This window comes from Nocardioides immobilis (assembly GCF_003515065.1).
Classification (GTDB): domain Bacteria; phylum Actinomycetota; class Actinomycetes; order Propionibacteriales; family Nocardioidaceae; genus Nocardioides; species Nocardioides immobilis.
Map to the genome: position 1 here is coordinate 119,696 of NZ_QXGH01000009.1, position 25,797 is coordinate 145,492.

Genomic DNA, 25,797 nt, shown 5'->3' on the forward strand with positions numbered 1-25,797 from the left:
GGAGATGACTTCAGGAAGTCACTTCAGGAGGTCGCGGGCGATGACGACCCGTTGGACCTCAGTGGCGCCCTCACCGAGGCGCTTCACGCGAAGGTCACGGAACCACCGCTCGAGGGGCAGTTCGTCGGCCAGACCGAGGGCGCCGTGGATCTGGATGCACCGGTCGACGACGCGGTACGCCGTCTCGGTGCCGTACATCTTGGCGACCGACGCATCCACGCGGACGTCCTTGCCCAGGTCGGCGTTCCAGGCCGCCTGATAGGTCAGCAGCCGCGCCGCGCGCAGCTCGACCTCGCTGTCGACCAGCATCCACTGAATGCCCTGCTTCTCGGCCAGCTTGCCGCCGAAGACGTCCCGGTTCTTGGCCCACTCGCAGGCCATCTGGAGGGCCGCCTGCGCGATGCCGATCGGGCCGGCGGCGTACAGGATCCGTCCGTGGACGAGGGTCGAGCTCGCCTGCGCGAAGCCCTTCCCCTCCTCCCCGATCCGGAACTCCACCGGGATCCGGACGTCGTCGAAGTGCAGCTCGTACGGCGAGAAGGACGCCATCACCTCGATCCGGCGGATGCTCAGGCCGGGCGTGTCCTTCTCGACGACGAAACAGGAGATGCCGTCGCGGCCCTCGCCCGTGCGCGCGTAAACGATCCCCCAGTCGGCGCCGTCGGCGTGACTGGTCCACATCTTCGCGCCGTTGAGCACGTAGTGGTCACCGTCGCGCACGGCCTTCAGTTGGATCGCTCGGGCGGGGTCGGAACCTCCGCCTGGCTCGCTGATGGCGGTGTAGGCCTTGGTCGCCGTACCGTCGAGGATCGGCTGCGCGAAGCGCGCGAACTGCTCCGGGCTGGCGCCGTACATCACGATCGGAGGGTTGCCGCCAAAGGCGCCCAGGGCCGGGAAGAACGCACCCATCCGGCACTTGGCCGCCTCTTCCGCGACCACGACCTGGCCGAGGAGGCTCAACCCCGCGCCGCCGTACGCCTCCGGCGTCTGCAGCGACCACAGACCCAGGTCACGCGCCTTGGCCTGTAACGGCAGGAGCAGCTCGCGCGGGAGTCCGGCGGTGTCATGCGCGAGCGTCTCCTCGATCGTAAGCACCTCCGTCTCCATGAACCGACGGACGGTTTCCCGCAGGGCCACGAACTCCTCGGGAAGCTCCCAGACGCCGGTCGGAGCGACTTCCGTGAGCGTCGACATCAGCCCGACTCGGCGAACCGGCGAGCCCGCGCATTGGCGAGCTGTGGGCCGTGGTTGGTCTCGTACTGCTCGATCCACTCGGCGGGAAGCTTGCCCCAGGCCTCGCCGATCTGGAGACGGTGCCCCGGGTTCAGGATCTCCGCGGCGACGACGTCACCGACGAAGATGGAGCTCTCCTGGACGTCGAGGGTGCCGGTGACCCGCGCCTCGACATAGCTGTGAGCGCCGAGCAGGATCGGGGCGCCGGTCACGCCGGTCCTGGTCCGCAGCTTGCCGATCTTGTCGCCGTCACGGCCCGAGCTGCCGCCCAGGGTCTTCAGGATCTCGAGCGACTCCTCGATCCGGTCGTCCTCGGCACTGAGCAGATGCATGACGAAGACCCCGGAATTCACCACCAGATCGTGGGTGAGGTTGTACTTCGTCAGGCTGATGGTCGCGCGCGGCGCCTCGGGAATGATGCTGGCCGCACCGGCCGAGAGTGACATCAGTCCGTTGGCGAAGCCGCCGTCGACGGTGGTGACAGCGACCGGGAACGGCCGGAGTCCACTCAAGACTTTCGCCGCGGCATTGGTGTCGACAGTCATGGTTCGTTCCTCCGTGTGGATGGGTGGCCGATAGCCCCGTCGAGATAGCCGAGGAGATTGACCGTGAAGATGTCGTTGTCGTCGCCGGCGACCATGTGTCCCGCGTCGCGCACGTCGACGACGGTCGAGTGCGGGATCAGCTCACGCATCTCGGCCACTCCCTCGTCAGAGACGACGTCCGACTGGGCGCCGCGGACCAACAGCACGGGATGTGTGATCCGGCGGGCGGCGGCCTCGGAGCGTGCATAGATGACTGCGCTCACATCAGAGTCGTCGTCCGGCACATTCTCAGTGGAGTCGAGCCCCATCATGGCGGGGTCCCAATGCCAGTGCCATCGGCCGTTGCGCAGCCGCAGGTTCTTGCGCAGCCCGTCGAGGTTCCCGGTGTGCCGTCGATGCGGGTTGTAGTCGGAGATGGCCGCACCCGCCTCCTCAAGAGAGCCGAAACCTTCCGGGGCGCTGCGCATGAAGTTCCTGACCCGACGCGTGCCCCTCCGCTCCACGGAGACGGCGATGTCCACGAGCACCAGCGAGTCCGCCAGATCGGCGTCCTCACCGAGCGCGATCAGCGCGACCTTGCCGCCAAGCGAGGCGCCCACGAGGGACAACGGCACCTGGGCCTCCACGCTCTTGACGTGCGCGACGAGCTGGCGGAGATCGGCGATCATGACGCTCACGCCGTAGTCGCCGTCCGCCGACCAGTCGCTGTCGCCGTGACCGCGCAGATCCACGGCGTACGCCACCCAGCCGCCGGCCGCGAGCCGCTCCCCCGTCCGTCGCCACGAGTGCCGCGTCTGGCCACCGCCGTGCAACAGCACGACGACACCCTTCGGTACGTCGGCGGCGTACGCGCCCTCCACGGAGGGTGCCCACCGGTCGGCCGAGAGCCGGAGGCCGGCTCCGGGCAGATCGACGGTCCGAGCGGTCGAGCTCACCAGGTGGCTCACCGAGCGACCGGTGCGGGGACCTCGATGACCACCGCGGCCGCCTGGCCACCGCCCGCGCACATCGCGGCGACGGCCTTCCCGCCGCCGCGTCGACGCAGCTCGTTGATAAGAGTGATGACCATGCGAGTGCCGGACGCCGCGACCGGGTGGCCAAGGCTGCAACCGCTGCCGGCCGTGTTGACGAGCTCCTCGTCGATGCCGAGCTTCTTGCAGGCCGCGACGGGGACCGAGGCGAAGGCCTCGTTGATCTCCCACAGGTCGATGTCGCCGATGCTCAGGCCCGCTCGATCGAGGACCTTCGGGATCACGTCGAGCGGCGCGAGGCCCATCCGGCCGGGGTCGGTCGCCGTGGCCGCCCAGGCCCTGACCACGGCCAGCGCCTCGAGGCCCTGCTCCGCGGCCAGATCGCTGGAGACCAGCATCACTGCGGCGGCAGCGTCGTTCATGCCGCTGGCGTTGCCGGCGGTGATCGAGAAGTCGGGGATCTCGGGGTGCAGCGGGTTGAGCGAGGCGAGCTTCTCGAGCGTGGTGCCACGGCGCGGGTGCTCGTCGGTGTCGAAGGTGATCGTGGTGCCGTCGGCCTGACGCGCCTGGACCGGCACGATCTCGTCCTTGAACGCGCCGGCGTCGATGGCTGCGACCGCACGCTGATGGGAGCGGAACGCCCAGGCGTCCATTTCGTCGCGGGTCAGACCGACCTCCTTGGCGGTGTTCCAGCCGACCGAGATCGACATGTCCATGTTGGGCGCCTCGGGCGTGTCCGGGTGGGTCGGCGACATCCAGCGGTCGGTGAACTCATCGAGCGTGCCCGGCGTGCGGAAGCGTTGCAGCGGCGAGGTCGAGGTCGACTGGGTGCCGCCGGCGATGATGGCTCGCTCGGCGCCCGAGAGGATCTGCGCGGCGGCGTTGCCGATCGCGGTGAGGCCCCCGGCGCAGTGTCGGTTGACGGCCTGGCCGGGCACGTGGGTCATGCCAGTGACGACGGCCGCGTGCCGGGCGATGTCACCACCGCCGTAGTTGGACTCCGCCAGGATCACGTCGTCGATGAGGGCGATGTCGAGCCCCGAGCGCTGCTGCACCTCGCGGACGACGACCTCCGCCAACTCCAGGGCGGTCGTGTCGCGCAGGGTGCCCTTGAAGGCGGTGCCGATCGCGGTGCGCGCACCGGCGACGATGACGGCTTCGATCTTGTCTGACATGTTCGTGGGTCCTCCGTGGTTGGTGGGGTCAGCCGAGGGTGAAGGGATCGCGGGTGTCACCGCTGAGCTCGACCCAGACGGCCTTGGTCTCGGTGAAGTCCTTGACGGCCTCCAGGCCGTTCTCGCGGCCGAAGCCGCTGGCGCCCATGCCGCCGAAGGGCACGCTGGGGGCCACGGCGCGGTAGGCGTTCACCCAGACCGTCCCGGCCCGGAGCCGCCCGGCGACGCGGTGCGCCCGGTGCACGTCCTTGGTCCAGACAGAGCCGGCCAGGCCGAACTCGGTGCCGTTCGCGGCGGCAATCGCCTCGTCCTCGTCGCGGAACGTGGACACGGCCAGCACCGGACCGAAGACCTCCTCGGCCGCGGCTCGCATCTGCGGCGTGACGTCGGTCAGCACGGTCGGCCGGACGAAGTAGCCGCCCAGCTCGGGCACCGGCTCCGCGCCGTACGCGATGGTCGCGCCCTCCTCGCGGGCCGAGGCGAAGTGGGAGAGCACCTTCTCGTACTGGGGCCCGTTGGAGACGGGGCCCATCTCGGTGGCGGGGTCGCGGGGATCACCGAGCACGATCGTCGAAGCGCGTGCGACCACCTTGGCCACCAGCTCCTCGGCGACGTCCTCGTGCACCAACAGGCGCGAGCCTGCGAGGCACGTCTGGCCGGTCGCGGCGAAGATGCCCGAGATGATGCCGTTCGCTGCCGCCTCCAGATCGGCATCCGGGAAGACGACCTGCGCCGACTTCCCACCGAGCTCGAGGGTGAAGCGGGTCATGTTCTCGATGGCGGCCTGCCCGACCTTGATCCCGGTGCCGGTCGATCCGGTGAACGCGATCTTGTCGACGCCGGGGTGCGAGGCAAGCGCGGCCCCGGTCTCGGGTCCCCAGCCGGTGACGACGTTGACGACGCCCGGCGGGAAGCCCGCCTCCTCGAAGAGCCGGCCGAAGGCCAGCGTCGAGACCGGCGTGTAGTCACTGGGCTTGACCACGAACGTGCAACCGGCGGCCAGGCCGGCAGCGAGCTTCCAGGTGAGCAGCAGGAGCGGGGAGTTCCAGGGGGTGATCGCACCGACCACGCCGACCGGCTCATGCGTGGTGTAGACGAAGTAGTTGGACTTGCCCGTCGGGATCACCGATCCCTCGAGCTTGTCGGCCATGCCGGCGAAGTAGCGGTAGTAGTCGGGCAGGCCCCTCATCTGGCCCGACATCTCGCGCAGTAGCTTGCCGCCGTCGCGCACCTCGAGGTCGGCCAGGTGGTCGGCCTCACGCTCGATGACGTCGGCCAGGCGGTACAGGAGGCGGCCGCGCTCGGTGGCACTGAGCCGACCCCACGGACCGTTCAGAGCATCGCGCGCTGCCTGGACCGCACGATCGATGTCGGTCGTGTCACCGTCGGGCACCACCGCCCACGGCTTGCCGGTGTACGGGTCGACGGTCTCGTAGGTCCGACCCGAGCCCGCGGCCGACTCCGCGCCTCCGATCCGCAGGCTGAAGGCCAGTCGTTCTTCGGTCTCAGTCGTCATCACGCTCTCCTCATCGAAAGTCAGGGCCCGGCTCGGGCGTTCAGCGGAAGCGCGGGCTGCGCTTGTTGGTCCGGGAGTCGGTCCGCCCGCTGCCGGCGTTGCCGATCTGGGTGTAGGACAGGCCGTTGCGCAGGGCGGTCGCAGGAGGCATCTCCAGCGACTCCCAGATCGCGCGCACCGTGCCCTGGATCCCTTCCGGACGACGGCCGGCGATCTCCGTGGCGAGCTCCTGGGCCCGGTCGCGGAGCTCGGCCCGCGGGAGGACCTCGCTGACGATCCCCGCCCGCAGCGCGGTGTCGGCGGTGATCCGCTCATCGCTGCCGAGCAGCGCCCAGCGCAGCACCTCTCCGAGGGGTACGCCGCGGGCGAGCATGCCCATTGGCTCGAGGGCGGACACGATTCCGGCGTTGGCGTGCGGGTCGAAGAACGTGGCGTCGTCGGAGCAGATGACGATGTCGGACTGGTTGAGGAAGTACATCGCCCCGCCGGCCGCCATCCCGTGGACCGCGCAGATGACCGGCTTCCAGACACGGTGGTGACGAGGGCCGAGCGCGACGCCCGGGTCCTCCTGGTTCCACGGGCTCAGGTGGGCCCACCAGGCACCCTCCTCGACATCGATGCCCGTGCAGAAGGCGCGCTCGCCGTTGGCCTGCAACACCGCTACGCGGATGTCCTCGTCGTCGCGGACCTGCGCCCAGACCTCGGCGATCTCGGCCGTCATCGTCTGGTTGAAGCTGTTGAGGCGCTCCGGACGGTTGAGCGTGATCGTCGCGACGTGGTCGACCACGTCGAACTCGATGGTGGAGAAGCGGTCCTCGGTCATGTCGTCTCCGATGTCTGGGGGTCGCGACCCGCCGCGTGCGCGAAGCGCTGCCGCAGGTCTGACTTGACGAGCTTGCCGAGCGAGTTGCGGGCGAGTGACTCGACCACCTCGACCTGCTCAGGGAACTTGCGCACATTCAGGGTGGTGCTGCGGAGAAAGGCCTGGACCGAGGCGAGCGTCGGGGGTGACTGCGGGTCCCGGGGGACGACGACCGCGCACACCCGCTCCCCCGTGACCGGATCGGGCAGCCCGATCACGGCGAGGTCGGCGATCGCAGGGTCACCCATCAGCGACGACTCGACCTCCTGGGCCGAGATGTTCTCCATCTTGCGGACGATGACGTCCTTGAGCCGGCCGGTCACCGCGAGCCGTCCGTCGGCGTCGAGACAGCCGAGATCGCCGCTGCGGAAGAACCCGTCGTCGTCCAGCGCGTGCGCGTCGAGCGCCTCGTCGACGTACCCGTGGAAGAGCTGGGGTCCGCGGACCCGGATCTCACCGATCTCGCCGACCCCGAGGAGGGTCTCCTCCGGCCCGACGATCCGGACCTCGCCACCGCCCGCGGGGATGCCCTCGCAGCCCGCGTGCTGCTCGGCCGTGTCGTGCGGCGTGCCCCAGGTGATGTAGGGGCACTCGGTCATGCCGTAGCCGGAGATGATGCCCACGCCACCGAGCCTCTCGGCCGCGGCAGCGCTGAGTGCATACGGCCGACCGGATCCGCCACCGAGCGTGGCCCGGGCGTGCGGGAAGAGCGGAGCGACGTCGCGCTCGGCCGAGATCCGCAGGTATTCGTTCGTGAACGGCAAGCCGGAGCCGATCAGTGTGGCCCGCTGCTCGATCAGCAGGTCGGCGTTGGTCTCGGGATCGAAGACGGAGCTCACGATCAGCGTGTGCCCGATCAGCAGCGAGTGCAGCAGGTGCGCGATCCCGCCGACGTGGGCGACGGGCACGAACGCGGCGCACCGGTCCTCGGCCGTTGCCTCGAGGTTGAGCACGAAGGTGCGGGCGGCGGCGAGCAGTCCGGCATCGCTGTGCTTGACGCCCTTGGGATCCGCGGTGGTGCCCGACGTGTAGAAGATCCAGCCGACGCCGTCGGCGGTGCCAGGAGCCGGAGCCGGCGCCGGCGCCGGCAGTCGACCGGGGTCGCCGACCTCCCAGGCGTCGTCGTCGATGACGAGTACGCCGAGGCCCTCGACCGCGCCCTGCACCTGCTCGGCCATCGCGGCGTGGTCGAAGCCGCGGTGGACCCGCGGCACGACCAGCAGGCCGGCACCGACCTGGCGGACGATGAACCCGACCTCGGCCGCCCGCAACATCGGGATGATCGGGTTCTGGACGGCACCGAGCCGCGTGAGGGCGACCGAGAGAGCCATCGACTCGACGCTGGTCGGCAACTGCCAGGACACGACGTCCCCGGCACCCACGCCACGCTCGGCCAGACCCGCAGCGATCCCCTCGGCGAGGGCGCGGAAGTCGGCGAAGGTGACGTGCCGTCCACGCTCGTCGACGGCGAACTCGGCGTCCGGAGTGAGTGCGGCCCGGTCGCACGCGAGCTGCCAGATCGAGCTGCTGGTGAGGCCGGCGGCATCGAGCCGCGGTTCGGTGGTGGTGCCCGTCATCGTCGACTAGCCCGCCGCGACCTGGAGCTGCGCCGCGATCTCGCGCTTGAGAATCTTGCCGGCCGGGCCGAGCGGGAAGTCGGTGGCGAACTCGAAGCGCCGGGGCTGCTTGTAGCCGGCGAGCTTCTCGCGGCACAGCACCTGCAGATCGGCAGCCAGCGCGTCCCTGTCGACGTCACCACGGGGCACGATCACCGCGACCGGGGTCTCGCCCCACTCAGGGTCCTGGACGCCCACGACGGCGACCAGCTCGACGTCGGCGTGGTGGCCGATGACGCGCTCGATCTCGCCGGGATAGACGTTGAAGCCGCCGGAGATGATCATGTCGGTCTTGCGGCCCGTGACGTGGAGGTAGCGCTCCTCGTCGAGGAAGCCGAGGTCGCCCGACCAGAGGCCGTCCGGCCGGAAGGTCTTCGCGGTGGCCTCAGGCATGTTCCAGTAGCCGACGGCCGAGGCGTCGCTGACCATGACGATCTCGCCGATCTCGCCGGTGGGCAGCTCGTTGCCGTCCTCGTCGACGATGCGGATCGAGCACATCGGCGTCTCCTGGCCGCACGACGTCATCACCGAGGTCTTGCCCGCCACCATGTCGCGGTGGTCCTGCGGGGTGAGGATGGTGGCCTGGCCGCCGCACTCGGTCAGCCCGTAGCGCTGCTGCATGTCGCAGCCGAGGAGGTTCATCGCCTTCTCCGCGAGCCCCGGGGGCACCGGCGCGGAGCCGTAGCTGATGCGACGCAGGCTGGACATGTCGCGAGGCGGTCCCTCCTCGAGGATGCGCAGCGTGCGCTGGAGCATCGTCGGGATGAAGGTGGTGAAGGTGATGCCGCTGCGCTCGATCTCGTCGATGACGGCCTGCGGGTCGAAGCGGTGGTGGATCACCATCGTCTGGCCGAGGTAGGTCCACGACAGCGTGCGCACCATGCCGCCGGCGGTGAAGAACGGGGTCGTCGCGAGGTAGACGTCCGAGCGGTTCGCCTCGGTGACGATCGAGGTGTCGACCACCTGCGCGAGCATGCCGCGATGGGTGTTGACGACGCCCTTCGGACGCCCGGTGGTGCCGCTGGTGTAGAGGATGAACTGGGGGTCGTCGGGCACCAGGTCGGCAGGCCGCGGGTCGGTCGTCGCCGACGACGCGAGGGCGGACTCGTAGTCGGTGCCGACGGTGCTGCCGCCGATCTCCAGGACGACGTCGAGGTTCTTCAGCTCGGCACCGAACCGCTCGACCTGGTCGGAGTGGATGACTGCCGCACGCGCTCCCGAGTCGTCACGCACGTAGGCCAGTTCGTCGGCCGCCAGGCGGATGTTGACCGGCACGGCAATGAAGCCCGCCTTCGCCAGAGCGAAGACGACCTCGGGCCACTCGACGGTGTTGCGGGCGATCACAAGGACCCGGTCGCCCTTGGCCAGCCCACCGGAGATCAGGTGGTTGGCCAACCGCAGCGCGCGCTCGTCGACATCGGACCAGGTCAGGGTACGACCGTCGACGACGATCGCCTTCTTGTCCGGGACGCGGCGTGCGTTGTTGGTCGAGATCTCACCGATAAGCACGAGTTACCTCACTCTGGGTCGAACGGTTTGGGGGCCGCCGAGCGGCCAGCGCGTTGTCTCGGATCGTCAGATCAGGAAGGCCAGCGTGTTGACCGGGCCGCCTGCGCTGATGAGGTGGACGGTCTTGCTGACGAGACGCAGCCCCTCGGGCGTACGCCGGACCTGGTGGATGACGCGGCCGGCCCAGACCCGCTGGTCGTAGCGGTACTCGAAGAGCGCGAAGTTGGAGGCGACGGTGACGGTGCCGGCGGCCTCGTCGGTGTCGAGGACCTCCATGCTGCTGAGCATCCGTCGCATCACCGACGGCGGCGTCTGCGAGTGCCGGTTGCCGGTGTTGAGCTGGGCGACCCGGCTCTTGATCCGGTTGCGGTTGTCGTAGATGTAGGAGAGCTTCTTCCTCGGGTCGTCCTCCGGGCGCATCGGCACCCAGTAGAGGGCGTCTTCCTCCCAGAGCTGCTCCCACTCGGAGTAGCGAGCCTCGTCGGCGAGCCGCGCCTCGTAGTAGAGGAACGCCGCGACATCGGCATCGGGTGCCGGCAGCGGGCCGGGGGCGGCCACCATGTTCAGCGGGATGGCGGGCTGGTCCTGGGCGGCGATCATGGTCATGCGGAGGTCTCCTGTCCTACGACGCTGGCCCACTGGCGGTAGAAGCCGCGCTGCGGGGTCTCGGCGCTCTTGTCGCTGTTGACGATCCCGGTCTCGTCCTCGAAGTCGGTCTCGAGGCCACGCGAAAGCTCGAGCCACTCGGGGTCGCGTGCGGCCAGGCCGGCCTGGTTGCGCATGCCGATCTCGCCGTCGTCGGCGATCAGGAACCCGGCCGGGCCCATCGCGCCCTCGGATCGGCGCATGGTGCGCTCGTTGAGCTTGTCTTGGCCGGGGATGATCACCGCTGCGGTGTAGGCGACGGTCTCGTCGGTCGCCATCGGCTCGACGTACATCACGTTCATCTCGGCGAGGAAGAGGTTGGGCCAGATCAGCGTGTGCGAGGGACCGATCACGAGCGCGTCGTGGGCCTTCTCCGGACCGTGCGCGGTCTCCAGCGCCTCGACGTACTCGGGCAGCTTGGTCCGCGGAATCCGGCCGTACCAGACGAACTCCTCGTCGAGCTTGCGGTACTCCGCCGAGTAGTCGATCTCGGAGTGGCCGCTGCCGAGGTCGCGGACGACGACCTCGACCTTCGACGGGACGTGGGACACCTTGGCCGGGCGGATGGCGTCGTAGACCGACGCGTGGGTGAAGAGCGCGTGGTAGCCGTCGACGTTGTTCTCGACGACCATCTTCCAGTTGGCGTGGTGGAGGTGCTTCATCCAGCCGCGGCTGAGGTCGATCTTGCCCGTCGGCGAGAGGTCGAGCACCCGGTCGATCGCTCCCATCGCCCCGCCGAGGTGCTCCTTGAGCGAGATGCCCTCGGGGGCGAGCGAGGCGAAGATGAAGCCGCCGTAGCTGTCGACGCGGGGCGCCTCGGACATGCCGAGGTTCGCACGGACCTTGGCGAACTCCTCGCCGTAGCCGTCACGCATCGGCACCGCGGTCAGCGACCCATCGTTGCTGAACGTCCACCCGTGGTAGGGGCAACGGAACGACGTCGCGTTGCCGGACTCCGCGTTGCAGAGCCGGTTGGCGCGGTGGCTGCAGCGGTTCTCCAGCACGCGGATCACGCCGTCCCTGCCGTGCACGACGACCACCGGGTCCCGGCCGATCCGGCGCGTGAGGTAGTCACCCTCCTCGGCAATCTCGCTCTCATGGGCGACGTAGACCCACCCGGTGCGGAAGATCGTCTCCATCTCCCGGTTGAAGATCTCCGGGGAGGTGTAGACCGAGCCGTGCACGCGATGGTTCTTGACGATCGCCGAGACGTCGAACGCCTCGGGGGTCGGGACCGATGCGGGTCCGTGGTCCAGGGTGGTCATGAGCTGGCCTCCGTAGTGGGTGGTGCGGCGGGGTCGAGATCGGCGGACGGGATGGCGACCCCGCCCAAGTTGCGGAACGCAACGGCGACCGGGTCACCGATGCGCGGGAGGGACGACGGATGGGTCCGCGTCGTCATGATGAGTCGATGGCCGCTGGCCAGCTCGACGTCCAGGATCGGATAGGGCTCGGCCGCCACCACCAGGCCGGGCTCGCGCCGGTGCATGACCGTCATCGAGTGCACCGTGCCGGTGGGCTCGACCGCTCGCCAGGTGATCTCGGCGGCGCCGCAGCCGTCGCACACCTGCTGGTCGAGGTCGAGGGGCAGGGCACACGCCGCGCAGAACGGCAGCACGAGCTCGCCGCGGTCGCTGCCGGCGTACAGCGGCGCGAGCGGATCGCCCTCGACCTGGGGCGCGAGGGTGTCGGAGAGAAGCCAGTCGGCGGTCAGGACGGTCACGCCGCACGCTCCAGGAGCAGGGCCGCGTGATGGTCGAGCCGGCCCCCGATGCCGCCGACGAGGGCGGTGCTCGCACCGGCGACCTGACGCTCGCCACCGTCGCCACGCAGCTGGATGACGGCTTCAGCGAGCGGCGTCATGCCCTGGAGGTAGAAACCCGAGAGCTGTCCCCCGCCGGTGTTGGTCGGCAGCCGGCCGCCGGGGCCGGTCTCCCCCGCCCGCACGAACTCGCCCGCGGTCCGACCGTCGGTGAGTCCGTACTCCTCGAGCAACATCAGGGTGACGACCGAGAACGGGTCGTAGAGCTCCGCGACGTCGAGGTCGCTGCGTGACATCCCAGCGGCAGCGAGCGCGTCGTCGACGGCACGTCGTCCGCCGCCGAACCACGACTCGGCACCCGCGCGCCGATGACGCACCGGGTGCTCGCGACCGCTGCCACGGACCCGAACGCGGACGGGGTGGCCCAGGCCGGTGTCGCCGCTGACCACGACGGCGACCGCGCCATTGACCGGGCGCGCGCAGTCGAGGCGGCGCAGCGGCTCCGCGATCAGAGGAGACGCGAGATAGCCCTCGGCATCGAGCGGGGTCCGCACGACAGCGGCAGGGTTGCCCAGCGCCCACGCACGGGTGGTGGTCGCCATCGCGCACAGGTCGTCAGCGGTCGCTCCGCTGAGGTGCATCCAGCGCTGCGCGAGAAGGGCGTACGTCGGCACCGAGCCGAGCATCCCGGAGGCACGCTCCAGGCCCCGGACGCCGGACTGGCCGCCGCTGTGCGCATAGGCGGAGCCGGCGCCCTTGCCCGCCACGAGGGGCGCATCGGCGAAGACGCACACGACGGTGCGGGCCACACCGGTCTCGATGGCCAGGGCGGCTCGTTGGATCATCGCGATCGTCGTGGCGCCCTTGATCTCGACGTGCTCGAGCAGACGCAGGTCGGAGAAGCCACCCTGAGCGGCGAAGGCGACGCCGAGCCGGTCGGGTCGGATGCCCTGCGAGGAGCCCACCAACAGTCCATCGACGTCGCCGTGGGTGACGCCGGCATCCGCCAGGGCCAGGCCGAGGGCCTCGCGAGCGAGCTCCTGCGGAGCCCGACCGGGGCTCAGCGACATCGCCGTCATGCCGAGCCCGACCAGGGCCACGTCGGAGGCGGTCACGAGACGGTCCTCGGGGCCAGGTCGTCGGGCTCCGAATGCTGGGGCAAGGGCTTGCGCTCGTCGCGATAGGGACCGACGCGCATCCACTGCAGCCGGTCCTCGGGAGTGGCCAGGCACAGACAGGCGAGCTCGAGCGGCGACAGGTGGATGGTGTCGCCCGTCTCCGTGTCCTCGACCAGGAGTCGCGGGCCGTTACCGGTCGTGTCCAGGGAGACCCGGACGACCGCGAACTCGTTGGCCAGCACCGCCAACTCCCGCCGGACGACCGGGCGGATGCGCTCTTCCTCAGACATTGCTCTTCAGACCTACTCACTGATCGATCCGGGCTGATCCGCCTCTCGACGGCGACCCGCGGCTCCGGCGCTGCCGGCGTTCAAGTTTTATCGTATACAACTGTCAGAAACAAGACCACCGAGCGCCTTGCGTTCGTGGCTCTCGGGATGGCGTTTCAGGCGTGCGCACTGGTCAATCAAGCAAAAGAGCGGCACACTACGAAGCGCCCGCCCAATTCAGACGATAGCGTCAGATTAAGATCCACGCCACAGGCCGTGACGACCATGAGAACGAAAGGCTCACCCATGAGCGAGACGACGACGTTGAGCACCCCGACCGCGGTGATCGACCCTGACCCGACGGACTACCGGAGCATCTGGGGCTTCCTGCGCGAGCTCGAGTTCCGGCAGGGCTTCGTGGAGCTGGCGGGTGTCCGGACGCGGTTCGCCGAGGCGGGCTCCCCCGACCTGCCGACGGCGATCCTGTTGCACGGCACCGGTGGCCACTGGGAGACCTTCGCGCCCAACCTGACCGCCCTCAGCGAGCAGTTCCACTGCATCGCCATCGACATGGTCGGCAACGGCTTCTCCGACAAGCCCGACTACGACTACGAGATCGCCGTGTACGTCCGCCAGGTGCTGGCCGCGCTCGACCACTTCGGCATCGAGAAGGCCCACTTCATCGGCATGTCCCTCGGCGCCTGGGTGTCAGCAGCGACGGCCGTGGCTCACCCCGAGCGGGTCGACAAGCTGATCCTGATGTCGCCGGCCGGACTGATCGCCACCGCGTCCAACATGGCCCGCATCCGGGCGGAGCGCACGGCCGCCGTTCAGGATCCGAGCTGGGCCTCGATCCACAAGGTTTTCGAGCACCTGATCGCCGACGAGGCCAACCGGCTGCCCGACCTGATCGCGCTGCGCCAGGCGATCTATCGTCGCGACGACACCCGCCAGACCATCGACCACCTCCTGATCCTGCAGGACGCCGACGCACGTGATCGCAACCTCATCCCCGAGGAGAAGTGGGCGGGCATCAGCGCTCCCACGCTGATCGTGGCCTCCGGCCAGGACCACGGCGAGTACCAGAGCACCGCGCGCACCGTCGCCCGCCTGATCCCCGACTCCGAGGTCTTCGAGATGCCGACGGTACGGCACTGGCCGCACTTCGAGGACCCGGCCTCGTTCAACGCGGCGGCCGTCGCCTTCCTCGCCCGGTGACCGCCGATGCTTGCTGATCCCACCGTCGCCGATTGCGCGCGACGCCTCTACGAGGCGGAGCAGATGCGGACCCCGATCCGCCAGCTCTCGCTGGATTTCCCCGAGATGACGATCGAGGACGCGTACGCCGTCCAGCGCGCGCTCGTCGACCTGAAGACCTCCGACGGCCGCATTGTGCGTGGCCGCAAGATCGGGCTGACCTCCAGGGTCATGCAGCGCGCGGTCTCGATCGACGAGCCCGACTACGGCGCCCTGTTCGACGACATGTTCTTCGACGACGGCGGCACCGTCCCGGCCGGGCGGTTCATCCAGCCCCGCGTGGAGGTCGAGCTCGCCTTCATTCTGGGCGAGGACCTCAAGGGCCCCGGCGTGACCTTGTACGACGTGTTGCGGGCCAGCGAGTACGTCACTCCCGCTCTGGAGATCCTGGACGCGCGGGTGGAGATGAGCGACCCCGAGACCGGTCACCTGCGGACGATCGTCGACACTATCGCCGACAACGCCGCCGACGCCGGCATCGTGCTGGGTGGGCGTGTGGTCCGACCCCACGACGTGGACCTCCGGTGGGCGTCCGCGCTGCTGCTGCGCAACGCGTCCATCGAGGAGTCGGGGGTCGCCGCCGCCGTACTCAATCATCCGGCCAACGGCGTCGCTTGGCTCGCCAACCGACTCGCTGCGCACGGCGTGCCCCTGCGCGCCGGCGAGGTGATCCTGGCGGGCTCCTTCACCAAGCCGGTGTTCGCCCTGCCCGGAGATACGTTCGTCGCCGACTACGGGCCGCTCGGCACCGTGTCGTGCACCTTCGCGCGAGAGGAGGGGCTGTGAACCGCTGGCTGGATCGCCTCGGCGAGCGACCTCAGATCGGGATGTGGATCGCGTCCGGCAATGCCTACACCGCCGAGATCTGCGCGGGATCCGGTCTCGACTGGCTGATGCTCGACCAGGAGCACGTCCCCAACGACCTGCGCTCCACCCTCGCCCAGCTCCAGGCCACGGCCGCCTATCCCGTGGAGGTCCTGGTGCGCCCTGCCTCCTTCGACGCCGTCGCGATCAAGCAGCTCCTGGACCTCGGCGTGACCAACCTGATCGTCCCGATGATCGAGTCGGTCGACGAGGCCCGGGCGGTCGTCGCCGCGACCCGCTATCCCCCGGCGGGCATCCGCGGGGTCGGCAGCGCGCTGGCACGCGCGTCCCGATGGAACCGGACTCCCGACTATCTGACGATGGCGGACACTCTTATCAGCGTGACCGTCCAGGTCGAGTCGGCGGCCGGACTGGAGGCTCTTCCGGCGATCCTCGCCGTCGACGGCATCGATGGCGTCTTCATCGGGCCCGCCGATCTGGCCGCCTCACTCGGTCGCCTCGGACAGCCCGAGCATCCCGACATCGTTGCCACGATCGAGCGCGCTATCGCCGAGATCGCCGAGTCCGGCAAGGCGCCAGGCGTCAATGCCTTCAACGAGACGATCGCCCGTCGCTATCTCGCGGCCGGCGCCACCTTCGTCCTCGTCGGCGCTGACGTGACCGTGCTCGCGCGTGGCAGCGAGGCACTCGCGAAGCAGCATGGAACTCCGACCCGATCAAGTGCTCGAGAAACTTTTATCTGACGCTGTTGTCACTTAAGATGTCACTATGTCTCCCGGGCCGTCGCGCCCGATGCGAGGAAGGTTTGCCGATGGATTTGGACTTCACTGCGGAACAGGTGGAGTTCCGTGAGCAGGTGCTCACCTGGCTCACCGAGCACAAGCCCCGTGAGAGCCGCCCACGCGACGATGCCGGCATCCGCGAGTACGACCTCGCCTGGCAGAGGACGCAGTGGGAGGGCGGATGGGCCGGCATCGCCTGGCCGACCGAATACGGCGGCGGCGGGCTCACCCTCCTCCAGCAGCTGATCTGGTACGAGGAGTACGCCGCCCAGGGACTCCCCGGCATCGACGCCTGCTTCGTCGGGCTCAACCACGCCGGCCCCACGGTGATGCTGCGAGGCAACGAGGAGCAGAAGTCGTTCCATCTCCCGCGAATCCTCAAGGGCGACGTGATCTGGTGCCAGGGCTTCTCCGAGCCCGAGGCCGGCTCCGACCTGGCCTCGTTGCGCACCAAGGCCGTCATCGACGGCGACCACCTGGTCGTCAATGGGCAGAAGATCTGGACGAGCTCGGCCAACTGCGCCGATTTCCAGGAGCTGCTGGTGCGCACCGACAACACCGGGTCGAAGCACGACGGCATCACCTGGGTGATCGCCGACATGCACACGCCGGGCATCGACATCCGTCCGATCAAGACGATGGAGGGTGGCGCGGAGTTCTGCGAGGTCTTCTATGACGACGTCCGGATCCCGCTGTCCAACGTGGTCGGCGAGATCAACCAGGGGTGGAGCGTCGCGATGTCGACGCTCTCCTTCGAGCGCGGCACCGCCTTCACCGCCAACCAGGTGAGGCTCGCGAAGGTCGTCGAGGACCTCATCGACTTCTCCCGCGATCACGTCGGTCCCGACGGGCGCCGTCCGGCGATCGCCGACGACGAGATCGCCCGCCGTCTCGCCCGCTCGCGGGCCTCGGTGGCCTCCCTGCGTGCGATGACCTACGTCGGCATCTGCCACACGATGAAGTCGGACACGCCCGGCCCCCGCGGCTCCATGCTCAAGCTCCACTACGCCGACCTCTGCAAGGAGATCGCGGCCCTCGCCATGGACATCGTCGGCGCCGACGGCCTGCGCAACTCCTCGCGCTGGGACCCCATGGGCTGGGTGGGCAACTACTTCTACTCCTTCTCGCAGTCCATCGGCGGAGGGACCTCCGAGATCCAACGCAACATCATCGGCGAGCGCGTCCTCGGACTGCCGCGATGAGCCTGGCCCGGAAAGAGAACTGACATGGACCTCCTCCCCTCCGAAGACCAGCGCGACCTGATCGCCGCGGCCACTGACTTCCTCGAGTCTCGGATGCCGATCGAGGGCATCCGGGCGCGCGACGGCCAGCCATCGGCCGTGGATCGGGACGCGTGGCTCGAGGGCGCCGAGCTGGGTCTGCTCACGCTCGGCCTCCCCGAGGAGTACGGCGGGTCCGGCCGCCTCCTCGACGACGAGGCGTTGCTCTTCGCCACCCTCGCCGAGCACCTCGCCACCGGGCCGTTCCTGACCTCCTCTCTCGCCGCCCGGGTGGCGGCGCAGTGCGGTGACCTGGATCTGGTCGGACGGATCTCCGACGGCTCGGTGCTGGTCGGCCTCGCAGAGCTCCGCGGCGACGGATCCATCGGACCGGAGGGCATCAAGGGCACCTTCGACCTGATCGACTGCGCCGGCGTCAGCCACGTCCTGCTCGTGACCGAGCTTGGTGCGGCGATCGTGGACCTCGACGAGTTTCCCGACGTAGAGACGCTCGACTCCTCCGACCCCGGCATCCGGCTGGCCACCTCCACGGTCACGGCCGCCACGGTGCGCCACTGGCTGCCGAGCGGGACCGACCCGATCTGGCTGCGCGCGACCGTCCTGAGCGCGGCCGGCCTCGCGGGACTCGCCAACGCCGTCACCCGGCTGGCGACCGAGCACGCCAAGCTGCGGGTGCAGTTCGGCCGCCCGATCGGCGTCCACCAGGCGATCAAGCATGCCTGTGCCGACATGGCGGTGGCCTCGGATGCGGCGATGTCGCAGACGTTGTTCGCCGCCGTGTGCGTCCAGTCCGGGCGTCAGGATGCGCTCTTCCACGCCCTCGCGGCCAAGACGGTCGCATCCCGCGCCGCCATCGCCAACGCCGGCGCCACGATCCAGGTGCACGGCGGCATGGGCTACACGTACGAGCACAACGCGCACCTGTACCTCAAGCGCGCGCACGTCATCAGTCATCTCTTCGGCGAGCCGACCCAGGTCCTCGCCGACCTTCTCGAGCAGGGCGCCCCCCAGTGAACCGCAGGGTCGCCATCGCCGGTGTCGCACTGTCGGACGTCGGCCGCGTCGACGACAAGAACGCCTACGAGCTGATGGGGCAGGCCAGTCGGCGTGCGCTCGCCGACGCGGGTCTTCGCCCCGACCAAGTCGACGGCCTCGGCTCCACCAGCCAGGGCACCCTGCCTCCGACAGACGTCGCTGAATACCTCGGCATCCGACCGCGGTGGATCGACTCCACCTCTGTGGGTGGCGCCTCCTGGGAGGTGATGCTGTCCCACGCGGCGGATGCCATCTCTGCCGGCCACGCCGACGTCGTACTCCTGACTTACGGGTCCACGGCGAGGGCCGACCTGCGCAAGGGACTTCGCACCGCCAACATCAACTGGGGCTCGCGCGGTCCGCTGCAGTGGGAGGCCCCCTACGGTCACACCCTCATCTCGAAGTACGCCATGGCCGCCCGCCGTCACATGCACCAGTACGGCACGACCATCGAGCAACTCGCCGAGGTCGCCGTCTCCGCGCGCTACAACGCGCAGGACAACCCCGAGGCCTTCTACCGCGACCCGATCACGATCGACGACGTGCTGTCGGGGCCGATGATCGCCGACCCGTTCACCAAGCTGCACTGCTGCATCCGCTCCGACGGCGGTGCCGCCGTGGTGCTCGTCGCCGAGGACAGGGTCGCTGACCTGCGCTCCGATCCGGTGTGGTTCCTCGGTGCCGGCGAAGCCACCTCGCACATGCTGACCAGCCAGTGGGAGGACATGACCGTCGGGCCCGCCTCGATCACCGGCCCGCTCGCTTTCCAGCGCGCGGGGCTGACGCCGGCCGACGTCGACGTCGCGGAGATTTACGACGCCTTCACCTACATGCTGCTGCTCACCATGGAGGACCTCGGCTTCTGCGAGAAGGGCGAGGGCGGTGCCTTCGTGGAGAAGGGCAACCTCCGTCTCGGCGGCGCCCTGCCCACCAACACCGACGGCGGCGGCCTGTCCGCCTGCCACCCCGGCCAGCGTGGGCTCTTCCTGATCGTCGAAGCCGCCAAGCAGCTCCGCGGCGAGTCGGGTCCTCGCCAGGTACCGGCCGCGAAGGTCGCATGCGTGAGTGGCACCGGCGGCTGGTTCTGCTCCAGCGGCACGGTGCTGCTCGGGTCCGAACGACCATGACCGAGGCAGCCGCGGCGCAACGTCTCAGCTCGCCAGCGGCGCCGTTGGACGCCGACGACTTCGCCAACACGCGCGACCTGCTGGAGACGGCTGCCCTGGCCTACGGTGACCGGGATGCGTACGTCGAGGCGGACGGCTCCCGGATCGGTTTCGCAGACTGGGTGGCCCGCGCCCGCGCGGTCGCCGTCGACCTGCTCGCACGGGGTGTGGGCAAGGGTGACGTCGTCGCACTGATGCTCCCCGCCGGGATCGACTACGCCGTCTGCTACGCCGGGGCGGCGATGATCGGCGCGATCACCACGGGCCTCAACCCACGGCTCGGGCCGCTGGAAGTGTCCGGCGTCCTGGCCAAGGCCGCGCCGGCGCTCGTGATCCGCGACGAGGACCTCGGGCTGCCGCCGGTGCCCGCCGGCCTCGACGTGCTGCCACGGTCGGCCCTGCCCACCATCGCCCCCTCGGGCATCGCAGTGCCCTACGTCCCGCTGGGTCGCAGCGACCCCGTCGCGATCATCTTCACCAGCGGGACCACCGGCCTGCCCAAGGGCGCGTGGTTCGACGCCGACAACCTGGCCGCCTTCTCCCGCTCAGCGGGCGTGATGAGCGCGCCCTTCGACCGCCGGCTGACCGCCACGCCGTTCCCTCACGCCGGCTACATGGCCAAGCTCTGGGACCAGCTGGTCTGGGGCATCGCCCTGGTCGCCTCCCCTGTCCCATGGTCAGCCACGCGCATGTACGAGGTGCTGCGCTCCCAACGGATCACGGTCGGCGGCGGCGTACCGACGCAATGGGCCAAGCTCCTCGACGAGCCCGGCGTCAGCCGCGAGAGCCTCCCCCACCTCCGGGTCGGTGTCGTCGCGACCGCCCCCGCTCCGCCCGAGCTGGTCGAGCGGACCGCCGCACGACTGGGTGTCCCCCTGGTCGTGCGCTACGCCATGACCGAGTCACCGTCCATCTGCGGCACCGAGCCGGGCGATCCGCCCGAGGTCCTCTTCCGCACCGTCGGCCGACCGCAGCACGGCATGTCCGTGCGGGTCACCGACGACGCCGGCCGGCCAGTGCCCACCGGCGAGATCGGACGGGTGAGGCTCGCGGGCGACTGCGTGATGCGCGGCTACTGGCGCGAGCCGGAGCTCAGCACCGCGGCGTACGACGAGGACGGCTTCTTCGTCAGCGGCGACCTCGGACGGTTCACCGCCGAGGGCAACCTCCAACTCGTCGGCCGCACCGACGACCTCTACATACGCGGCGGTTTCAACGTGCACCCGCTCGAGGTCGAGCACGTCCTGACCGAACATCCCCGGGTCCGCGAGGTCGCGGTCGTCGGTGAGCCGACACCCGTGATAGGCGAGACCGGGGTGGCGTTCGTCGTGCCGACGCACGCGGACTCCCCGCCCAGTCTCGACGACCTCCGTCGGTGGAGCCTCGACCGGCTCGCCGACTACAAGGCGCCTGACCGGCTGGTGCTCCTCGACGAGCTACCGACCACCGCCATGCAGAAGACCGACCGCGGTCGTTTGCGCGCCTACCTCGAGGCACACCCGGCGCCCGCCAGATCGACCACCACCAAGGAGTGAACCCCATGCGCGTCCACATCGAGCTCGACCAGTGTGAAGGCCACGGACAGTGTGCGACCGCCGACGCCGGGCTGTTCCTGCTCAACGGCGACGGCTACGCCGCACGTGCTGACATCGATATCCCGGCCGGTGCCGACCAGGCCGCCGCCGCGGGCGTCGCGGCCTGCCCGATGAGCGCCATCAGCCTCCTGGGGGCCTGACGCCGTGACCGCGCAGACGCACCGCAGTGGGTCGGTCGTCCGCTTCGGCGTGTTCATCCCCCAACTCAAGACCGACGTTCCCACGATGCTCGAACAGGCCCGCACGGCCGAGGCCGCGGGATTCCACTCGTTCTGGGTGATGGACCATCTGCTCGCACCGGGCGCGCCGCCATCCGACACCCTCGAGAGCTGGACCCTCCTGACCGCGCTGGCCGGCGCCACCACGACCCTGCGCTTCGGCCATCTCGTCGGGTGCGCGCCCTTCCGACACCCCTCGTTGCTCGCCAAGATGGCCGCCACGTTCGACCAGATCAGCGGCGGGCGGCTGGAGCTCGGCCTCGGCTGGGGCTCGGTCGAGTCGGAGCTGACCGCCTTCGGCTTCGAGCCGGGGAGCCGCCGGCAGCGCTCGGAGTCCCTGGGCGAGACGCTCCAGATCCTGAACCTGATGTTCACCGGCGACACGTTCGACTTCGACGGCCGCTACTTCCAGTTGCAGGGCGCCTACGGGCTCCCCCGGCCCGTGCAGCCTCGCATCCCGGTGCACATCGGCGGCGGCGGTCGACAGCTCACAATGCCGCTGGTCGCCGCGCACGCCGACTGGTGGAACTGCATCGGCAGTGCCCGCGACCGCCTCGAGGAGTTGGCACCCATGCGCGGGTCCGCCCGGATCTCCGCGCAGTACGCCGTCGGCCTGGTCCACCGCGAGGAGGACCGTGACGCGGTGGCGGATCGCGTCGCCCGACGGATGCCTGAGAGCGCCTGGGGCCGTCCGCTGGTCGGCACCCCCGACGAACTGGTCGAACTGTTCCGCGCAGAACGATCGCGAGGCGTCGCGCTGTGCGTCGTGCGGTTCGATGACTTCGGCACGCCTGAGACGCTGCGGCGCTTCGGCGCCGAGGTGATCCCAGCCCTGGACTGACCTCAGCTGGTAGTCCGCTGCGCGGCCGATGTCCACCGGCCGCGCAGCGGAAGCGTTCAGCCGCCGACGCGGAGGCCGGCGGCGCGGGAGCCGAAGATGTCGGTCCCGAGGATGACGCCGAGCTTGGTGGCGTCCCAGCGCTTGCCACCGTTGGACACGGAGGCGACCGGCGACCAGGCCTTGAGGAGCTGGATGTTCTCGCCCAGGGCCTTGACGACCTGACCGCTGACATGACCCGCTTCGGGGCTCGCGAGCCAGGCGACGACCGGCGACCCGAGCGAGGGGTCCTTGGGGTCGAACTCGTCCTCGGCGCGCTCGTCGGGCTCGATCGCCGGGGCGGCGCCCGCCATGGTCGCTGACATCCGGGTGCGTCCGCCGGGGCTGATCGCGTTGACGGTGGCGCCGATGGAGGCGAGCTCCAGGCTGAGGGTCTGCGTGAGGCCCACGATCGCGGCCTTGGCGGCGCTGTAGTTGGTCTGCCCGAAGTGGCCGAGCAGGCCGGCGCCCGAGGTCGTGTTGATGATGCGGCCGTAGACGGGACCGCCCGAGGCCTTCGACTCGGCGCGCCAGCGCTGGGCGACCGCACGGCTCGTGAGCCAGCTCCCGCGGACGTGCACGCGCATGACGAGATCGAAGTCGTCGACGCTCATGTTCCAGATCGCCTTGTCGCGGACGATGCCCGCGTTGTTGACCACGATGTCGAGCCGGCCGAGCTGCTCGTAGGCCCGCGCGACCAGCGCCTCGACCTGCTCCTCGTCGCCGACGTCGCTGAAGTCCGGGACGGCGCGCCCACCGCGGTCCTTGATGATCTGGACGACCTCGTCGGCGACCTTGCCGGTGCCCTCGCCGTCGAGGGAGGTGCCGAGATCGTTGATGATCACGGTTGCCCCCTGCTTGGCCAGCTCCAGCGCGTGGCCGCGACCGATGCCGTGGCCGGAGCCGGTGACCAGCGCGACCTTTCCGTCGAGCAATCCGCTCATGTGTGTATCTCCTTGGGTGGAAGGGCGGGTGAGGTCAGCGGGCCGTCGCCGGCCGGAAGACGATGGCGTCGAACTCGTCTGTCAGCGGCCGGAAGTCGACCTCGACCGCCATGCCCACGGCGAGGTCGTCGGGGTCGCAACCCTCGAGGTTCGTCATCAGGCGAGGGCCCTCGTCGAGCTCGACCATCGCGGCGACGTACGGCAAGCGATCCTTGAAGGGGTGCAGGTCGTTCACGAAGACCGTGGAGTAGGTGTAGAGCGTGCCGCGGCCGCTGGCCTCGATCGCGTCCACGTCGTCGCTCCAGCAGCTGGGGCAGAACGGCCGCGGATAGTGGTGCACCCGCTCGCAGGCGCGACACCGCGCGATCAGGAGCCTGCCGGCCTTGGCGGCCTCCCAGTAGGGCCGGGTGCCCGACTCCACCGTCGGCAGATCGGCGCGGGGCTTGGACGCGTTGTCGCTCATCGGGGTCTCCTCACCAGCCGACGTAGTCGGCCGGACGCTTCTCGACGAAGGCGCGGACGCCTTCCTTGGCGTCGTCGGAATGGGACTGGATCTCCTGGGCCATCGCCTCGGCGACGAACGACCCGGTGCGGTCGGTGTCGGGGGCGTCATTGAGGAGTCGCTTCGTGAGGCCGATCGCCGTCGTCGGAGCACCGGCCAGCCGCCGTACGAAATCGTCGGCGACCTCATCGAGGTCATCGGCGGGGACCACGCGATTGACCAGGCCGAGGGTGAGCGCCTGGGCCGCCGGGAGCTTCTCGCCGAAGAACGCCATCTCCTTGGCCGCCTGCATCCCGATCCGCCGCGGCAGGAGGTAGGCGCCGCCGCCGTCCATCACGAGCCCGCGCTTCACGAAGGCCTCCGCGAAGTAGGCCTCCTCCGCTGCGACGACGAGGTCGGCCGCGTAGGCGAGGTGGGCGCCGATCCCGGCGGCGCCGCCCTGCACCACGGCGACGACCGGCTTACTGCAGTCGAGGATCGAGGCGACCAGCTGCTGCGCGCCGTGCATGATCGTGCGCATCGAGTCGGTGGCCCGCTTGACCGTCCTGGCGCGGCCGGCAGCAAGGCGCACGACGTCGGCGCCGGAGCAGAAGTGGCGGCCGTTGGCCCGGAGCACGACGACCCGGACCTCGCGGTCACCGTCGCCCTCGGTGAAGAGCCGGATCATGGTGTCGCGGTCCTCCGGGCGCAGCGCGTTGGCGGCCTCGGGACGGTTGATGGTGATGGTGAGTACGCCGGCCTCGGTGCTGTGCAGCACCGCGGCCCGCTGCTCGACGACGGTGTCGGTCATGGCCGCTCCTCAGCGTGGGGTGTACGTGGCCTGCAGGTGCTTGACCCCATGCAGGAAGTTGGAGCGCAACAGGTCCGGCTCGCCGACGGCCTCGATGTCGGGCAGCTCCTCGAAGAGCACCTTGAACACCACCTGCAGCTCAAGGCGGGCCAGGTGGGCGCCGAGGCAGAAGTGCGGCCCGGCGGCACCGAAGGCGAGGTGCGGGTTGGGGTCACGCGTGATGTCGAACGTGTACGGCTCGTCGAAGACGGTCTCGTCACGGTTGCCGGAGTTGTACCAGAGCACGACCTTGTCGCCCTGGTTGAACTCCTGATCACCGAGCATCACGCCGGGACGTGCGACGGTGCGACGGAAGTGGATCACCGGCGTCGCCCACCGGAAGATCTCCTCGACGGCACTGACGGCGTACGTGTCGTAGTCGGAGCGCCACAGCTCCCGCTGCGTGGGGTTGTTGGTCAACGCCATCAGCCCGTGGGTGATCGCATTGCGGGTGGTCTCGTTGCCGGCACCGACGAGCAGGATGAAGAACTTCGCCATCTCGGCGGGAGTGAGGTTCTCGTCATCGGCCGCGACCAGTTGGCTGATCACGTCGTCGCGCGGGTTGGCGATGCGGTCCTCAGCGAGCTGCTCGAGCAGCTCGATCAGCGCGACGCTGGCGGCCGTGACGGCCTTGCCAATGCCGGCGCCGGTCTGGTCGGGTATGTACTCGGCATCGCTCGCACCGAGGATCACGTTGGTGGCGTCGAAGATGAACTGCTCGTGCTCACGCGGGACGCCGAGCATGTTGCTGATGATCCGCAGCGGCAGCAGCGCGGCGACGTCGGTGACGAAGTCGCAGCGACCATCCTTCGGCAGCTCGTCGATGATCTCGCGGACGGTGTCCTCGATGTCGGACCTGAGCGCCTGCAACGACCGGACCGCGAAGCCGCGGGAGACGATCTTGCGCAGCCGGGCGTGCTCGGGGTTGTCCATGTCGATGATCGACCCGCGATAGACGCGCAGCTCGGCCGGCTGGTCGAAGATCTGGGTGCCCTCCCCCGAGATGAAGTCCTCGGGCCGGCGGCTGACCTCGAGGATGTCCTCGTGGCGGGTCAACGCCCAAAAACCTGACTCGCTGCGGTCGCTGACCCGGACGAACGGCCGCGGGTCGTCGCGGCGGTGACGCGCGAAGGTCGCCTCCCGCTCAGCCGGATCGGCGAGCCACCAACTCAGGTCGTTGAGTGGACTCGAGGCGAGCGACTCTGCTCCGGCCATGACACCGCTCCTGCGTGGTTGGGGTTGGACAGGTGATCGCCGTGACGACCACCACTGGGTCCGATTCTGGCAGTCGTGTCACTCTTTTAC

At 69.6% G+C, this 25,797-nt stretch carries 26 protein-coding genes; 9 read left to right on the forward strand and 17 right to left on the reverse strand.

Annotated elements, in window-relative coordinates; all coding sequences use genetic code 11:
* Positions 1-18: 18 nt before the first annotated feature.
* From D0Z08_RS01490 to D0Z08_RS01550, 13 genes are all read right to left on the reverse strand, one after another.
* Positions 19-1,194 (reverse strand): acyl-CoA dehydrogenase family protein, encoded by a 1,176-nt coding sequence (locus D0Z08_RS01490; protein WP_118921938.1) that lies wholly within the window; start codon positions 1,192-1,194, stop codon positions 19-21.
* The gene (locus tag D0Z08_RS01495) at positions 1,194-1,778 is read right to left on the reverse strand and encodes a flavin reductase family protein (RefSeq protein WP_118921940.1); all 585 of its coding nucleotides are present in this window, start codon (positions 1,776-1,778) and stop codon (positions 1,194-1,196) included. The genes D0Z08_RS01490 and D0Z08_RS01495 overlap by 1 nt, the downstream gene beginning before the upstream one ends.
* A complete protein-coding gene (locus tag D0Z08_RS01500) occupies positions 1,775-2,713 on the reverse strand; it encodes an alpha/beta fold hydrolase (RefSeq protein ID WP_220453970.1) in 939 nt (312 codons plus the stop codon). The genes D0Z08_RS01495 and D0Z08_RS01500 overlap by 4 nt, the downstream gene beginning before the upstream one ends.
* A gap of 8 nt (positions 2,714-2,721) precedes the next feature.
* Positions 2,722-3,924, reverse strand: a complete 1,203-nt coding sequence (locus D0Z08_RS01505) for a thiolase family protein (RefSeq protein ID WP_118921944.1) — start codon at positions 3,922-3,924, stop codon at positions 2,722-2,724.
* A 28-nt stretch (positions 3,925-3,952) separates the two neighbouring features.
* Positions 3,953-5,440 (reverse strand): aldehyde dehydrogenase, encoded by a 1,488-nt coding sequence (locus D0Z08_RS01510; protein WP_118921946.1) that lies wholly within the window; start codon positions 5,438-5,440, stop codon positions 3,953-3,955.
* Between the two features lie 40 nt (positions 5,441-5,480).
* Positions 5,481-6,263 carry an enoyl-CoA hydratase/isomerase family protein gene (locus D0Z08_RS01515; protein ID WP_118921948.1) on the reverse strand — a complete coding sequence of 261 codons (783 nt, stop codon included), beginning with the start codon at positions 6,261-6,263 and terminating at the stop codon, positions 5,481-5,483.
* Positions 6,260-7,879: a class I adenylate-forming enzyme family protein gene (locus D0Z08_RS01520; RefSeq protein WP_118921950.1), complete on the reverse strand. Its 1,620-nt coding sequence runs from the start codon at positions 7,877-7,879 to the stop codon at positions 6,260-6,262. Before D0Z08_RS01520 ends, D0Z08_RS01515 begins: the two co-directional genes overlap by 4 nt.
* Before the next feature lie 6 nt (positions 7,880-7,885).
* Positions 7,886-9,427 carry a class I adenylate-forming enzyme family protein gene (locus tag D0Z08_RS01525; RefSeq protein WP_118921952.1) on the reverse strand — a complete coding sequence of 514 codons (1,542 nt, stop codon included), beginning with the start codon at positions 9,425-9,427 and terminating at the stop codon, positions 7,886-7,888.
* A gap of 66 nt (positions 9,428-9,493) precedes the next feature.
* Positions 9,494-10,033: an aromatic-ring-hydroxylating dioxygenase subunit beta gene (locus tag D0Z08_RS01530; protein WP_118921954.1), complete on the reverse strand. Its 540-nt coding sequence runs from the start codon at positions 10,031-10,033 to the stop codon at positions 9,494-9,496.
* Complete coding sequence (locus tag D0Z08_RS01535; protein ID WP_118921956.1) at positions 10,030-11,337, reverse strand: aromatic ring-hydroxylating oxygenase subunit alpha; 1,308 nt, start codon at positions 11,335-11,337, stop codon at positions 10,030-10,032. Before D0Z08_RS01535 ends, D0Z08_RS01530 begins: the two co-directional genes overlap by 4 nt.
* Entirely contained in the window at positions 11,334-11,795 is a 462-nt protein-coding gene (locus tag D0Z08_RS01540) for a Zn-ribbon domain-containing OB-fold protein (protein WP_118921958.1), read from the reverse strand. Before D0Z08_RS01540 ends, D0Z08_RS01535 begins: the two co-directional genes overlap by 4 nt.
* The gene (locus tag D0Z08_RS01545; protein WP_118921960.1) at positions 11,792-12,949 is read right to left on the reverse strand and encodes a thiolase family protein; all 1,158 of its coding nucleotides are present in this window, start codon (positions 12,947-12,949) and stop codon (positions 11,792-11,794) included. Before D0Z08_RS01545 ends, D0Z08_RS01540 begins: the two co-directional genes overlap by 4 nt.
* Positions 12,946-13,242, reverse strand: coding sequence for a hypothetical protein (locus D0Z08_RS01550; protein WP_118921961.1), 297 nt, complete (start codon positions 13,240-13,242; stop codon positions 12,946-12,948). The genes D0Z08_RS01545 and D0Z08_RS01550 overlap by 4 nt, the downstream gene beginning before the upstream one ends.
* A 285-nt stretch (positions 13,243-13,527) precedes the next feature.
* Here D0Z08_RS01550 and D0Z08_RS01555 point away from each other — a divergent pair, with 285 nt between their 5' ends.
* From D0Z08_RS01555 to D0Z08_RS01595, 9 genes are all read left to right on the forward strand, one after another.
* Entirely contained in the window at positions 13,528-14,439 is a 912-nt protein-coding gene (locus D0Z08_RS01555; protein WP_118921963.1) for an alpha/beta fold hydrolase, read from the forward strand.
* A gap of 6 nt (positions 14,440-14,445) precedes the next feature.
* Positions 14,446-15,264, forward strand: coding sequence for a 2-oxo-hept-4-ene-1,7-dioate hydratase (gene hpaH, locus D0Z08_RS01560; RefSeq protein ID WP_118921965.1), 819 nt, complete (start codon positions 14,446-14,448; stop codon positions 15,262-15,264).
* The gene (locus D0Z08_RS01565) at positions 15,261-16,046 is read left to right on the forward strand and encodes an aldolase/citrate lyase family protein (protein ID WP_245993493.1); all 786 of its coding nucleotides are present in this window, start codon (positions 15,261-15,263) and stop codon (positions 16,044-16,046) included. Before hpaH ends, D0Z08_RS01565 begins: the two co-directional genes overlap by 4 nt.
* A gap of 68 nt (positions 16,047-16,114) precedes the next feature.
* Positions 16,115-17,287: an acyl-CoA dehydrogenase family protein gene (locus D0Z08_RS01570; RefSeq protein ID WP_118921967.1), complete on the forward strand. Its 1,173-nt coding sequence runs from the start codon at positions 16,115-16,117 to the stop codon at positions 17,285-17,287.
* Positions 17,288-17,311: 24 nt separating this feature from the next.
* Positions 17,312-18,340, forward strand: coding sequence for an acyl-CoA dehydrogenase family protein (locus tag D0Z08_RS01575; protein WP_118921969.1), 1,029 nt, complete (start codon positions 17,312-17,314; stop codon positions 18,338-18,340).
* Positions 18,337-19,488, forward strand: coding sequence for an acetyl-CoA acetyltransferase (locus D0Z08_RS01580; protein WP_118921971.1), 1,152 nt, complete (start codon positions 18,337-18,339; stop codon positions 19,486-19,488). Before D0Z08_RS01575 ends, D0Z08_RS01580 begins: the two co-directional genes overlap by 4 nt.
* Complete coding sequence (locus D0Z08_RS01585; RefSeq protein WP_245993495.1) at positions 19,419-21,062, forward strand: class I adenylate-forming enzyme family protein; 1,644 nt, start codon at positions 19,419-19,421, stop codon at positions 21,060-21,062. Before D0Z08_RS01580 ends, D0Z08_RS01585 begins: the two co-directional genes overlap by 70 nt.
* A 5-nt stretch (positions 21,063-21,067) precedes the next feature.
* On the forward strand, positions 21,068-21,262 hold the full coding sequence (locus D0Z08_RS01590) for a ferredoxin (protein ID WP_118921975.1): 195 nt from the start codon (positions 21,068-21,070) through the stop codon (positions 21,260-21,262).
* Positions 21,263-21,266: 4 nt separating this feature from the next.
* Positions 21,267-22,181 (forward strand): LLM class flavin-dependent oxidoreductase, encoded by a 915-nt coding sequence (locus tag D0Z08_RS01595; RefSeq protein ID WP_118921977.1) that lies wholly within the window; start codon positions 21,267-21,269, stop codon positions 22,179-22,181.
* Positions 22,182-22,237: 56 nt separating this feature from the next.
* On the opposite strand, the gene D0Z08_RS01600 is transcribed toward D0Z08_RS01595, so the two are convergent.
* From D0Z08_RS01600 to D0Z08_RS01615, 4 genes are read right to left on the reverse strand one after another with little or no spacing between them, the layout of a single operon-like run.
* Positions 22,238-23,161, reverse strand: coding sequence for an SDR family NAD(P)-dependent oxidoreductase (locus D0Z08_RS01600; RefSeq protein ID WP_118921979.1), 924 nt, complete (start codon positions 23,159-23,161; stop codon positions 22,238-22,240).
* Positions 23,162-23,195: 34 nt separating this feature from the next.
* Positions 23,196-23,624 (reverse strand): Zn-ribbon domain-containing OB-fold protein, encoded by a 429-nt coding sequence (locus D0Z08_RS01605; protein ID WP_118921981.1) that lies wholly within the window; start codon positions 23,622-23,624, stop codon positions 23,196-23,198.
* Positions 23,625-23,634: 10 nt separating this feature from the next.
* Positions 23,635-24,453, reverse strand: a complete 819-nt coding sequence (locus tag D0Z08_RS01610; protein WP_118921983.1) for an enoyl-CoA hydratase/isomerase family protein — start codon at positions 24,451-24,453, stop codon at positions 23,635-23,637.
* A 9-nt stretch (positions 24,454-24,462) separates the two neighbouring features.
* Positions 24,463-25,707: a cytochrome P450 gene (locus tag D0Z08_RS01615; RefSeq protein WP_118921985.1), complete on the reverse strand. Its 1,245-nt coding sequence runs from the start codon at positions 25,705-25,707 to the stop codon at positions 24,463-24,465.
* Positions 25,708-25,797 lie beyond the last annotated feature (90 nt).